The organism is Serratia sp. JKS296 (genome assembly GCF_900215445.1).
GTDB lineage: Bacteria > Pseudomonadota > Gammaproteobacteria > Enterobacterales > Enterobacteriaceae > Serratia > Serratia marcescens.
Genome location: NZ_OCMX01000001.1, coordinates 4,687,145 through 4,700,816, shown reverse-complemented (window position 1 = coordinate 4,700,816; position 13,672 = coordinate 4,687,145). Strand labels below are relative to the sequence as shown.

The 13,672-nt window shown below is 54.2% G+C and carries 8 protein-coding genes; 7 read left to right on the top strand and 1 reads right to left on the bottom strand.

Annotated elements, in window-relative coordinates:
- The first annotated feature begins 322 nt into the window (after positions 1-322).
- The 7 genes from rplJ (at position 323) to CRO23_RS22465 (ending at position 12,306) form a co-directional block, all read left to right on the top strand.
- Positions 323-820 carry a 50S ribosomal protein L10 gene (gene rplJ / locus CRO23_RS22495; RefSeq protein ID WP_004929905.1) on the top strand — a complete coding sequence of 166 codons (498 nt, stop codon included), beginning with the start codon at positions 323-325 and terminating at the stop codon, positions 818-820.
- A gap of 63 nt (positions 821-883) precedes the next feature.
- A complete protein-coding gene (rplL, locus tag CRO23_RS22490) occupies positions 884-1,249 on the top strand; it encodes a 50S ribosomal protein L7/L12 (protein ID WP_004929903.1) in 366 nt (121 codons plus the stop codon).
- A gap of 332 nt (positions 1,250-1,581) precedes the next feature.
- Positions 1,582-5,610 carry a DNA-directed RNA polymerase subunit beta gene (gene rpoB, locus CRO23_RS22485; protein ID WP_004929900.1) on the top strand — a complete coding sequence of 1,343 codons (4,029 nt, stop codon included), beginning with the start codon at positions 1,582-1,584 and terminating at the stop codon, positions 5,608-5,610.
- 118 nt (positions 5,611-5,728) lie between these two features.
- Positions 5,729-9,952, top strand: coding sequence for a DNA-directed RNA polymerase subunit beta' (gene rpoC, locus CRO23_RS22480; RefSeq protein WP_004929899.1), 4,224 nt, complete (start codon positions 5,729-5,731; stop codon positions 9,950-9,952).
- A 167-nt stretch (positions 9,953-10,119) separates the two neighbouring features.
- A complete protein-coding gene (locus tag CRO23_RS22475; RefSeq protein WP_097102969.1) occupies positions 10,120-10,566 on the top strand; it encodes a GNAT family N-acetyltransferase in 447 nt (148 codons plus the stop codon).
- Positions 10,566-11,030 (top strand): hypothetical protein, encoded by a 465-nt coding sequence (locus CRO23_RS22470; protein ID WP_016929428.1) that lies wholly within the window; start codon positions 10,566-10,568, stop codon positions 11,028-11,030. Before CRO23_RS22475 ends, CRO23_RS22470 begins: the two co-directional genes overlap by 1 nt.
- Before the next feature lies 1 nt (position 11,031).
- Complete coding sequence (locus tag CRO23_RS22465; RefSeq protein WP_016929427.1) at positions 11,032-12,306, top strand: sensor histidine kinase; 1,275 nt, start codon at positions 11,032-11,034, stop codon at positions 12,304-12,306.
- On the opposite strand, the gene CRO23_RS22460 is transcribed toward CRO23_RS22465, so the two are convergent.
- Positions 12,292-13,071, bottom strand: a complete 780-nt coding sequence (locus CRO23_RS22460; protein ID WP_028127641.1) for a helix-turn-helix domain-containing protein — start codon at positions 13,069-13,071, stop codon at positions 12,292-12,294. The genes CRO23_RS22465 and CRO23_RS22460 overlap by 15 nt on opposite strands.
- Positions 13,072-13,672: the final 601 nt, after the last annotated feature.

The following is a 13,672-nucleotide window of genomic DNA, read 5'->3' as shown; positions in this document are numbered from 1 at the left end:
CGCTTTGACTTGGGGCCGAGATTTGTCTAGAATCTTATGCCCCAAGGTTTTGCTATTGGCTATGCCGTAGGCAAAACAAAGATTTTTCGGTTGGAGCCTGGCCTATCCAGGCCTCCGTCCAAGACCGCAGGTGTATCGCAAGATACTTAATCCTTCCTGCGTAGACGGTGACAGAGCCTAAGAAAATTTTTCTTTTTTATAAAAGAATGTCTTTGCTGGATTCTGCTCACCGTGTTAAGCCGCTCGGCGTGGCGTTTTACAAAGCGCCGAGTGAAGTGAGTTCCGGGGGATTTTCCCCGGCTAATCCAGGAGCAAAAAGCTAATGGCATTAAATCTTCAAGACAAACAAGCGATTGTTGCTGAAGTCAGCGAAGTAGCCAAAGGCGCGCTGTCTGCGGTTGTTGCGGATTCCCGCGGCGTTACCGTAGATAAAATGACTGAACTGCGTAAAGCAGGTCGTGAAGCTGGCGTTTACATGCGTGTTGTTCGCAACACCCTGATGCGTCGCGTAGTTGAAGGCACTCCATTCGAATGCCTGAAAGACACGTTTGTCGGTCCAACCTTGATTGCATTCTCTCACGAACACCCGGGCGCTGCTGCTCGTCTGTTCAAAGAGTTCGCGAAAGCGAATGCAAAATTCGAGGTTAAAGCTGCGGCCTTTGAAGGTGAGCTGATCCCAGCGGCGCAAATCGACCGCCTGGCGACGCTGCCAACTTACGAAGAAGCGATCGCACGCCTGATGGCAACCATGAAAGAAGCCGCTGCCGGCAAACTGGTTCGCACTCTGGCTGCAGTACGCGATCAGAAAGAAGCGGCGTAAGCCACTCTTTCTTAGCCTTTGCTAACGTATTTAAACTATTTCTGAATTTTAGGAACAATTGTTATGTCTATCACTAAAGACCAAATCCTGGAAGCAGTTGCCGCTATGTCCGTAATGGACGTTGTTGAACTGGTTTCCGCTATGGAAGAAAAATTCGGCGTTTCTGCTGCTGCTGCTGTAGCTGTAGCTGCTGGCCCAGCTGAAGCTGCTGAAGAGAAAACTGAATTCGACGTTATCCTGAAAGCTGCAGGCGCTAACAAAGTTGCTGTTATCAAAGCAGTACGTGGCGCTACCGGCCTGGGTCTGAAAGAAGCTAAAGACCTGGTTGAATCTGCTCCAGCCGCTCTGAAAGAAGGCGTGAGCAAAGATGACGCAGAAGCTCTGAAAAAATCTCTGGAAGAAGCTGGCGCAGAAGTTGAAGTTAAATAAGCCAACCCTTCCGGTTGCAGCCTAGTCTTTTAGGCTGATGGCTGGTGACTTTTTAGTCACCAGCCTTTTTGCGCTGTAGGGCGCCAGTAGCGTTTCACACTGTTTGGCTGCTGGTTTCGCCTCCCAATGTTTGTTTCTATCGACGACTTAATATACCGCGGTCTTTGCACTACCAGGAGTTCTGGGGGAAGGCGCGATGAAATGGTTTAAGCGTGATAGCAAGAGATATTGCGGAAAGTGTTCCCGCTTTCCGGTCGACAAAACGGTGTTGCATGAACTGTCCCTAATCGGACGGACAGATTGGGTCACTGATCAGCGAGCTGAGGAACCCTATGGTTTACTCCTATACCGAGAAAAAACGTATTCGTAAGGATTTTGGTAAACGTCCACAAGTGCTGGACATACCATATCTCCTTTCTATCCAGCTTGACTCGTTCCAGAAGTTTATCGAGCAAGATCCAGAAGGGCAGTACGGCCTTGAAGCCGCATTCCGTTCTGTTTTCCCTATCCAGAGCTACAGTGGCAATTCGGAGCTGCAATACGTTAGCTACCGTCTTGGTGAGCCGGTCTTCGACGTCAAAGAGTGCCAGATCCGTGGTGTGACGTTCTCTGCACCGCTGCGCGTAAAACTGCGCCTGGTTATCTATGAGCGCGAAGCGCCTGAAGGTACGGTCAAAGACATCAAGGAACAAGAAGTCTACATGGGCGAAATTCCGCTCATGACCGAAAACGGCACCTTTGTGATCAACGGTACTGAGAGGGTTATCGTATCTCAGTTGCACCGTAGTCCTGGCGTATTCTTCGACAGCGATAAGGGTAAAACCCACTCCTCGGGTAAAGTGCTGTACAACGCACGCATCATCCCTTACCGCGGTTCATGGTTGGACTTCGAGTTCGATCCGAAAGACAACCTGTTCGTGCGTATTGACCGTCGCCGCAAATTGCCTGCGACCATCATTCTGCGCGCGCTGAACTACACCACTGAACAGATCCTCGACCTGTTCTTTGACAAGATCGTCTTCGAAATCCGCGACAACAAGCTGCAGATGGAGCTGGTGCCAGAGCGCCTGCGTGGTGAGACCGCTTCGTTCGATATCGAAGCCAACGGCAAGATCTACGTAGAGAAAGGCCGTCGCATCACCGCTCGTCATATCCGTCAGCTGGAAAAAGACGACATTCAGAGCATTGAAGTACCGGTAGAGTACATCGCGGGCAAAGTGGTCGCGAAAGACTATATCGATACCAATACCGGCGAACTGATCTGCGCAGCCAACATGGAGCTGTCGCTGGATCTGCTGGCCAAGCTGAGCCAGTCTGGCCACAAGCGCATCGAAACGCTGTTCACCAACGATCTGGACCACGGCGCGTACATCTCTGAAACGCTGCGTGTCGATCCGACCAACGATCGTCTGAGCTCGCTGGTAGAAATCTACCGCATGATGCGTCCTGGTGAGCCGCCAACGCGCGAAGCTGCCGAAAGCCTGTTCGAGAACTTGTTCTTCTCCGAAGACCGCTACGATCTGTCCGCGGTTGGCCGTATGAAGTTCAACCGTTCTCTGCTGCGTGACGAGATCGAGGGTTCGGGCATCCTGAGCAAAGACGACATCATCGAAGTGATGAAGAAGCTCATCGATATCCGTAACGGCAAGGGCGAAGTGGACGATATCGACCACTTGGGCAACCGCCGTATCCGCTCCGTCGGCGAAATGGCCGAGAACCAGTTCCGCGTAGGTCTGGTGCGTGTTGAGCGTGCGGTGAAAGAGCGTCTGTCTCTGGGCGATCTGGATACCCTGATGCCTCAGGACATGATCAACGCCAAGCCGATTTCGGCGGCGGTGAAAGAGTTCTTCGGCTCCAGCCAGCTGTCCCAGTTCATGGACCAGAACAACCCGCTGTCCGAGATCACGCACAAGCGTCGTATCTCCGCACTGGGCCCGGGCGGTCTGACCCGTGAGCGTGCCGGCTTTGAAGTTCGAGACGTACACCCGACCCACTACGGCCGCGTGTGCCCAATCGAAACGCCGGAAGGTCCAAACATCGGTCTGATCAACTCCCTGTCCGTGTACGCACAGACTAACGAGTATGGCTTCCTGGAAACCCCGTACCGCCGCGTGCGTGACGGCGTGGTGACCGATGAAATCAACTACCTGTCTGCTATTGAAGAAGGCAACTTCGTTATCGCCCAGGCGAACTCCAACCTGGATGAAGAAGGCCGCTTCGTAGAAGACCTGGTCACCTGTCGTAGCAAAGGCGAATCAAGCCTGTTCAGCCGCGACCAGGTTGACTACATGGACGTATCCACCCAGCAGGTCGTTTCCGTTGGTGCTTCACTGATTCCATTCCTGGAACACGATGACGCCAACCGTGCATTGATGGGTGCGAACATGCAACGTCAGGCCGTACCAACCCTGCGCGCTGACAAGCCGCTGGTCGGTACCGGTATGGAACGTGCCGTAGCGGTTGACTCCGGCGTAACCGCCGTTGCCAAACGCGGCGGTGTGATCCAGTACGTGGATGCTTCCCGTATCGTTATCAAAGTTAACGAAGACGAGATGTACCCGGGCGAAGCAGGTATCGATATTTACAACCTGACCAAGTACACCCGTTCTAACCAGAACACCTGCATCAACCAGATGCCGTGTGTGAATCTGGGTGAGCCAATCGAGCGCGGCGACGTGCTGGCGGATGGCCCATCGACAGACCTGGGCGAACTGGCATTGGGCCAGAACATGCGCGTAGCCTTCATGCCTTGGAACGGCTACAACTTCGAAGACTCCATCTTGGTCTCCGAGCGCGTGGTGCAGGAAGATCGCTTCACCACCATCCACATCCAGGAACTGGCGTGCGTGTCTCGCGACACCAAGCTGGGGCCTGAAGAGATCACCGCCGACATCCCTAACGTGGGTGAAGCTGCGCTCTCCAAGCTGGATGAATCCGGTATCGTGTATATCGGTGCTGAAGTGACCGGCGGCGACATTCTGGTCGGTAAGGTAACGCCTAAAGGCGAAACCCAGCTGACGCCGGAAGAGAAGCTGCTGCGTGCGATCTTCGGTGAGAAAGCGTCTGACGTTAAAGACTCTTCTCTGCGTGTGCCGAACGGCGTTTCCGGTACGGTTATCGACGTGCAGGTCTTCACCCGCGATGGCGTGGAAAAAGACAAGCGCGCGTTGGAAATCGAAGAGATGCAGCTGAAGCAGGCGAAGAAAGACCTGACTGAAGAACTGCAGATCCTGGAAGCCGGCCTGTTTGCGCGTATCCACGCGGTGCTGGTTGCCGGTGGCATCGAAGCCGACAAGCTGAGCAAGCTGCCGCGCGATCGCTGGCTGGAACTGGGCCTGACCGACGAAGAGAAGCAAAACCAGCTGGAGCAGCTGGCTGAGCAGTACGACGAACTGAAATCCGACTTCGAGAAGAAGCTGGAAGCCAAGCGTCGTAAGATCACTCAGGGCGACGATCTGGCGCCGGGCGTACTGAAAATCGTCAAGGTTTATCTGGCCGTTAAACGTCAGATCCAACCGGGTGACAAGATGGCGGGCCGCCACGGTAACAAGGGTGTTATCTCCAAGATCAACCCGATCGAAGATATGCCTTACGATGAAAACGGCACGCCGGTAGACATCGTACTGAACCCGCTGGGCGTACCATCACGTATGAACATCGGTCAGATCCTGGAAACCCACCTGGGTATGGCTGCGAAAGGCATCGGTGAGAAGATCAACCAGATGCTGAAGCAGCAGCAGGAAGTGGCCAAGCTGCGTGAGTTCATCCAGAAGGCCTACGATCTGGGCGACGACGTTTGCCAGAAAGTTGACCTGAACACCTTCAGCGACGACGAAGTGCTGCGTCTGGCAGAGAACCTGAAAAAAGGTATGCCGATCGCAACGCCGGTGTTTGACGGTGCGAAAGAGACTGAAATCAAGAAGCTGCTGGAAATGGGCGGAATCCCGACCTCCGGTCAGATCACGCTGTTCGATGGCCGTACCGGTGAGCAATTCGAGCGCCAGGTTACTGTCGGCTATATGTACATGCTGAAACTGAACCACTTGGTTGACGATAAAATGCACGCCCGTTCAACCGGTTCTTACAGCTTGGTTACTCAGCAGCCTCTGGGTGGTAAAGCGCAGTTCGGTGGTCAACGCTTCGGTGAGATGGAAGTGTGGGCACTGGAAGCATACGGCGCGGCTTATACCCTGCAGGAAATGCTCACCGTTAAGTCGGATGACGTTAACGGCCGTACCAAGATGTACAAAAACATCGTGGATGGCGATCACCGGATGGAGCCAGGCATGCCGGAGTCCTTCAACGTACTGTTGAAAGAAATCCGCTCGCTCGGCATCAACATCGAACTGGAAGACGAGTAATCGTCATTCCGGCTCAGGCTCCCCGCCTAAGGGAGCCTGAGGGTGGTTGTTCAGGTCACACGGGTACCTACTGCGGTTGTGGGTGCCCAACAGGTTTAACTCCGACAGGAGCCAATCCGTGAAAGACTTATTGAAGTTTCTGAAAGCGCAAACTAAGACCGAAGAGTTTGATGCGATCAAGATTGCTCTGGCCTCGCCAGACATGATCCGTTCGTGGTCGTTCGGTGAAGTTAAGAAGCCGGAAACCATTAACTACCGTACGTTCAAACCAGAGCGTGACGGCCTTTTCTGCGCCCGTATCTTCGGGCCGGTAAAAGATTACGAGTGCCTGTGCGGTAAGTACAAGCGCTTGAAACACCGCGGCGTGATCTGTGAGAAGTGCGGCGTTGAAGTGACCCAGACCAAAGTGCGTCGTGAGCGCATGGGCCACATCGAACTGGCTTCCCCGACTGCGCACATCTGGTTCCTGAAATCGCTGCCATCCCGCATCGGTTTGCTGCTGGATATGCCGCTGCGTGACATCGAACGCGTACTGTACTTCGAATCCTATGTGGTGGTCGAAGGCGGTATGACCAACCTCGAGCGTCGTCAGATCCTGACCGAAGAGCAGTATCTGGACGCGCTGGAAGAGTTCGGTGACGAATTCGACGCCAAGATGGGTGCGGAAGCTATTCAGGCCCTGTTGAAAAACATGGATCTGGAAGCCGAGTGCGAGCAGCTGCGTGAAGAGCTGAACGAAACCAACTCCGAAACCAAGCGCAAGAAGCTGACCAAGCGTATCAAGCTGCTGGAAGCGTTCGTACAGTCCGGCAACAAGCCGGAGTGGATGATCCTGACCGTGCTGCCGGTACTGCCGCCGGATCTGCGTCCACTGGTTCCGTTGGATGGCGGCCGTTTCGCGACGTCGGATCTGAACGATCTGTATCGCCGCGTGATCAACCGTAACAACCGTCTGAAACGCCTGCTGGATCTGGCTGCGCCGGACATCATCGTGCGCAACGAAAAGCGTATGCTGCAAGAAGCGGTAGACGCCCTGCTGGATAACGGCCGTCGCGGTCGTGCGATCACCGGTTCCAACAAACGTCCTCTGAAATCTTTGGCCGACATGATCAAAGGTAAGCAGGGTCGTTTCCGTCAGAACCTGCTCGGTAAACGCGTTGACTACTCCGGCCGTTCCGTAATCACCGTAGGTCCATACCTGCGTCTGCATCAGTGCGGTCTGCCTAAAAAGATGGCGCTGGAGCTGTTCAAACCGTTCATCTACGGCAAGTTGGAGCTGCGTGGCCTGGCCACCACCATCAAAGCCGCCAAGAAAATGGTTGAGCGTGAAGAAGCCGTCGTTTGGGATATCCTGGACGAAGTGATCCGCGAACACCCGGTACTGCTGAACCGTGCACCAACCCTGCACCGTTTGGGTATCCAGGCGTTTGAACCGGTTCTGATCGAAGGTAAAGCGATCCAGCTGCACCCGCTGGTTTGTGCGGCATACAACGCCGACTTCGATGGTGACCAGATGGCCGTTCACGTGCCGCTGACGCTGGAAGCCCAGCTGGAAGCGCGTGCGCTGATGATGTCCACCAACAACATCCTGTCCCCAGCGAACGGCGAGCCAATCATCGTTCCTTCTCAGGACGTTGTACTGGGTCTGTACTACATGACCCGCGACTGTGTTAACGCCAAGGGCGAAGGCATGGTGCTGAACGGTTCCAAAGAAGCTGAGCGCGTATACCGCGCCGGCCTGGCGTCTCTGCATGCGCGCGTTAAAGTGCGTATCACCGAAGACGTCAAAAACGCCGAAGGCGAATGGACTTCTCAGACCAGCATCATCGACACCACCATCGGCCGCGCCATCCTGTGGATGATCGTACCGAAAGGTCTGCCGTACGCGATCGTTAACCAGCCTTTGGGCAAGAAAGCGATCTCCAAGATGCTGAACACCTGTTACCGCATCCTGGGCCTGAAGCCGACCGTTATCTTTGCTGACCAGATCATGTACACCGGTTTTGCTTACGCAGCCCGTTCCGGCGCTTCCGTAGGCATCGACGACATGGTTATCCCGGCCAAGAAAGCGGAGATCATCGAAGAAGCGGAAACCGAAGTTGCCGAGATCCAGGAGCAGTTCCAGTCTGGTCTGGTTACCGCCGGCGAACGCTACAACAAAGTGATCGATATCTGGGCTGCAGCGAACGAACGCGTTGCTAAAGCGATGATGGAAAACCTGTCGGTAGAAGACGTGGTTAACCGTGACGGCGAAGTGGAACAGCAAGTTTCCTTCAACAGCATCTTTATGATGGCCGACTCCGGTGCGCGTGGTTCCGCCGCTCAGATTCGTCAGCTGGCCGGTATGCGTGGTCTGATGGCGAAGCCGGACGGCTCCATCATCGAAACGCCAATCACCGCGAACTTCCGTGAAGGTCTGAACGTACTCCAGTACTTCATCTCCACCCACGGTGCTCGTAAAGGTCTGGCGGATACCGCACTGAAAACCGCGAACTCCGGTTATCTGACCCGTCGTCTGGTTGACGTGGCGCAGGATCTGGTGGTGACCGAAGACGACTGTGGCACCCACGACGGCATCCTGATGACTCCGGTTATCGAAGGTGGCGACGTGAAAGAGCCGCTGCGTGAACGCGTTCTGGGCCGTGTGACGGCAGAAGACGTCCTCAAGCCGGGTACGGCGGACATTCTGGTGCCACGCAACACCCTGCTGAACGAGAAGGCGTGTGACCTGTTGGAAGAGAACTCTGTCGACAGCGTTAAAGTCCGTTCCGTAGTGAGCTGTGAAACCGACTTTGGTGTGTGTGCAAACTGCTATGGTCGCGACCTGGCACGTGGCCACATCATCAACAAAGGCGAAGCCATCGGCGTTATCGCGGCACAGTCCATCGGTGAGCCGGGTACACAGCTGACGATGCGTACGTTCCACATCGGTGGTGCGGCATCTCGTGCGGCTGCTGAATCCAGCATTCAGGTGAAAAACAAGGGTAGCATCAAGCTGAGCAACGCGAAGTTCGTTATGAACGCCGCAGGCAAGCTGGTGATCACCTCGCGTAACACCGAACTGAAACTGATCGACGAATTCGGCCGTACCAAAGAAAGCTACAAGGTGCCTTACGGCGCCGTGATGGGCAAAGGCGACGGTGAAGAAGTTAATGGCGGCGAAACCGTCGCTAACTGGGATCCGCACACCATGCCGGTCATCAGTGAAGTCAGCGGCTTCATTCGCTTCGCGGACATGGTTGACGGCCAGACGATTACTCGTCAGACCGACGAACTGACCGGTTTGTCTTCTCTGGTTGTTCTGGACAGCGCAGAGCGTACCGGTAGCGGTAAAGACCTGCGTCCGGCACTGAAAATCGTTGACGCTCAGGGCGAAGACGTATTGATCCCAGGTACTGATATGCCTGCTCAATACTTCCTGCCGGGCAAAGCGATCGTTCAGCTGGAAGATGGCATTCAGATCGGTGCGGGTGATACCCTGGCGCGTATTCCTCAGGAATCCGGCGGTACCAAGGATATTACCGGTGGTCTGCCGCGCGTTGCCGACCTGTTCGAAGCGCGTCGTCCGAAAGAGCCGGCAATCCTGGCTGAAATCAGCGGGATTATCTCGTTCGGTAAAGAGACCAAAGGCAAACGTCGCCTGGTGATCTCTCCGCTGGACGGCAGCGACGCTTACGAAGAGATGATTCCGAAATGGCGTCAGCTCAACGTGTTCGAAGGCGAAGTGGTGGAACGTGGTGACGTCGTTTCCGACGGCCCAGAGTCTCCGCACGACATTCTGCGTCTGCGTGGCGTGCATGCGGTTACCCGCTACATCACCAACGAAGTGCAGGAAGTTTACCGTCTGCAAGGCGTTAAGATTAACGATAAGCACATCGAAGTTATCGTTCGTCAGATGCTGCGTAAAGGCACCATCGTTAGCGCTGGTGGCTCCGAGTTCCTGGAAGGCGAGCAGGCTGAAGTGTCTCGCGTCAAGATTGCCAACCGTCAGCTGGAAGCTGAAGGTAAAATCGCGGCAACCTTCTCGCGCGATCTGCTGGGTATCACCAAGGCTTCCTTGGCGACCGAGTCCTTCATCTCCGCCGCATCGTTCCAGGAAACGACGCGCGTTCTGACCGAAGCTGCCGTAGCCGGCAAGCGTGATGAACTGCGTGGCCTGAAAGAGAACGTCATCGTGGGCCGTCTGATCCCAGCCGGTACCGGTTACGCTTATCATCAGGATCGCATGCGTCGCCGTGCTCAGGGTGAAGCGCCGGTTGTTCCGCAAGTCAGCGCGGAAGAAGCGACGGCTAACCTGGCCGAGCTGCTCAATGCAGGCCTGGGCGGCAGCGACGACGAGTAATCGTCATCCGCGCCGCGGGCCCGGCATGCCGGGCCCATCGCCAGATAAACCGCCCCCTCGGGGGCGGTTTTTTTTCGCCTCATGCCGGGGCCGAGCAAACTTTGCTACTATGGTTACAGCAGAAATTGACCGGCGTTTTTTACTAGACAACCAAGGACAGTGCGAACATGGACAGCCTCATTACCTTCGAAAAATTGACGGCGCAACACCTGCCTTACCTGTATGAGATCCGCTTTTCCGTTGAAGAAAATCTGCTGCACCCGCATCAGATCCAGTATCTGCAGCGCAGGCAGGCGCTGGAGGACATCAACCAGGGCGGCGGCTGGATCTGCAAGCATGGCGACGACTATGCCGGCGTTGGCTTCGGGTTATTCATCCCTGAACCGCTGATCGGCGGCCTGTTCGTGAAGCCGGAATACCAGTCGAAGGGGATCGGCTCCGCCTTGTTGATGCGGGTCACCGCCTGGATGTTTGAGCGCGGCGCCGAAGCGATCCACTTAACCACCGATCCCGGCTCCAAAGCCGAAGGCTTTTATCAACATCACGGTTGGGTCGTGGTCGGGCAGGATGAATTTGGCCAGGCCGAACTGGTAAAACGTAAAGAGGGTGAATAATGACAATCAAAGGATTGATGACGTTACTGCTGCTTTCGCTGTTCAGCACGCCGCTGTATGCGGCCGTTGACTATTTTTACCTGAAACCGCTCGATGGCGAGAAGATCAAGATAACCCGGCAGATGCTGGCGGCGATGCCGCAGCACACGATTAAAACCTCGACCAATTTCACCCCGGAAGATATGTTCACCGGCGTTGAGTTTGCGGAGTTAGTGAAAGCCTATCACCTGAAAGGCCAGTCGGTGCGCGCTTTCGCCTGGGATGATTACTCTTATTCGATGCCGATTGACGAGATGATTAAATACCGTGTGATCGTCGCCTACCAGCGCGGCGGCAAGCCGATCGACGTTGGTGAGCTGGGGCCGTTCGCCATTATTTATCCGCGCGATGGCTATGCTGAGCTGAATAACCTGGATGTGAATGCGAAAACCGTCTGGCAAGTTAAAAGGTTGGAGCTGAAATAAGATGAGCAAAAAACTGATCGGTACTCTTATCGCGTTGGTTGCCATCTTCTCCTTATTGATTTTGTTGATTGCCATTAATTTCGGCGGCGTAAAAGAGCGCTATAAGCAGATCGAGCCCAACCTGGACAACTACTCGGTGGCCGAGATCCTGTTTCTGGCGTTTGAAAGGACCAAAACCGCGCTGTTGCTCAGTGAAAACAACGATTACGACGCCTTCCAGATCAAAAAGAAAATCTTCTACTCGAAGATTCAGATCCTGGAGAGCCGTTCGACCTTCAGCGACTCTTTTTATTACGACGACGAGTTCATCAAAAATGTTGCGCTGCTGAAGCAGCAGTATCGCACGTTGGACGATCTTTCTGCCGGCTTGCTGGTGGGGCAGAAAAACAAGGCGGACATTCTCTCTTATATGGATGATATCGAGGGCACGCTGGTCGATATCCAGGAAATTATTTATCGGATACAGATTAAAAACTTTACCGAAGTGAAAGGCATCATCCAGGACAACTCGAGTAAAGCCGAGATGTTCGCTCTCTTTTCGCTGATTTTGGTGTTCCTGATGATGTTCCTGGTGCTGAGAAATGCCTTCTCGTTGAAAGAGATCATCAAGAACAAGAACATCTTTATCTCTTCCATCTACCACGAGATCGCCGGCTCGACCCAGGCCATCGTCATTGCCGCGGATATCATGGAACACGAGCTAGCGCAGGAAGAGTTGAAAAAAGAAGCCCGCCTGATCTCCTATCACGGCAACAAGATCGCCGAACAAACGCGCGAGGTGATGGATTATTCTCGGCTTGAGATGGGAGAAGTTAAAATCAATATTTCCACCTTCCGGCTGAATGAGGTGGTGGAGGATGCCGTAACCGGCATCGGCGCCGGGCGAGGCAATCGGCTCGTGATCCACCGTTCGTCTTATGCCGGCCTGATTGGTTCTGATAAATACAAGCTCTACCGAATATTGGCCAACCTGCTCAGCAACGCGGACAAATTTACCCACCACGGCGCGATCGTCCTCAATGTGAAGGTGTGTCACGGCAATCTGTATTTGCGGGTCAAAGACACCGGCATCGGGTTTAACGTCGATAATCTGGATCGGTTATATAAGGCGTTCAATCAGGGGCTGGAAAGGGAAACGCGGCAGGGGTTGGGGCTGGGGCTGACCATTATCAAAAATTACGTCACGACGATGAAAGGCGCCATCAAGGTCAAATCCGTCGAAGGGGTTGGCTCATCGTTTTTGATCCGCATCCCGATCAAACTAATTAAAGAATAGGTTCGACAGCAACAGCGAGGAGATAATCAGCGGCTTGGTCGGTTTTTCCACCAGGTGCACGTCATAGTGCAGGATCATATCGCCGATGTTTTTCTCGTAGTGATTCAGCTGGCCGGTCAGAATGATGATGCGGGCGTGCGGATCGAGGGCGTCTTTAATTTTCTTCACGACACGTTCGGAAGTCTCGCCGAAGTCCAACAGCCAGTCCAAAATAAACGCCTCAAAGGACTGCTGCTCCAGCGCGGCCAGCATGGCGTCCGCCGTCTGAAAGGTCTCAGTTTCGATGCCGTAGCGGCTGGCGATCTTCTTCAACAGTTCGAGAATATCGCCGTCATTATCCAGGATCGCGATACGCGGGGCCGGCAGAAAGTCTATCTTGTTGACTTTATACAGCGGGGCATCGGCTGCATATTCCCGATTGGTGTTGATGATGAAAAGGTCGTCCTTTTTGTAGGCGTAAGTTTCGTCGTTGTCCGCTTGCGTGACCGGGCGCTCGTCGACCTCAATGTTGCAGCGCTTGTGAATGCTGTTCATGATAAACACGCCGTTATGTGTCCGTTGGCCGGCAAACGGCTCGTTGAAATACTGGAAAACCTTTTTGACTTCATCGAGGGTGATGCCCCTTTTGCCATCCAGCTTCTGTTTGGCGCTGTTGTACTGAAGGTTCAGTATGTTGGCCATCGTGGAGGCATGTTTTCTGTCGCCAACTCCTTTCAGAGTGAGCAACGCGCTGATTGCATCGATGTAATTTGGCGTTTTCTTCATGACAACCTTGGCTTTTTTGATGTTAACCGCGAGCGTTGAAAAACCTGTTTGAGGACCCGTGCTGGATTATAGATGAAGCCTCGGGTATTGCGGTGATATCAGTTTGATTTTCCTTGGCAAACTCAAAACACACTCGATCATGAATAAAAAAACACTCAAAAGACATTCACATTTCGCCGTTTATGTGGTTAATTAGCGCACATACTGTGTGATTCGCGTCCTGGGGGGGTGCCAGTCTCACAAAATAAACCGCCTGCTCTTGTCCGTAAGCAGGGAGCAGGCGGCAAAAAGATCCGCGGCCAGCACCAGGGCCATTGGCAGCACCGGGGATTATCCTTCAAGCTTTTCTTGTCGCGCATCTTCTTTGCAGTGCCTTCTTTTTCCACGCTCTCCACTTTCTGTTGTAACCGTCGCCCTTTGAATCTCACTCTGAGTTATTGCAGAACGCAGTTTCTCCTGTCAGCCGAGTCGCCAAAACGGCCTGTCCGCATGCCCCGCCGGCCGCAAATCCAAGGAGGAACCGGAGTCGCGCAGAGAGTCTCTGCGCGATCCGGGATGGGATAAGGCGGGGCCATCGAGAGGGAGACGGCCCCGGCCGACG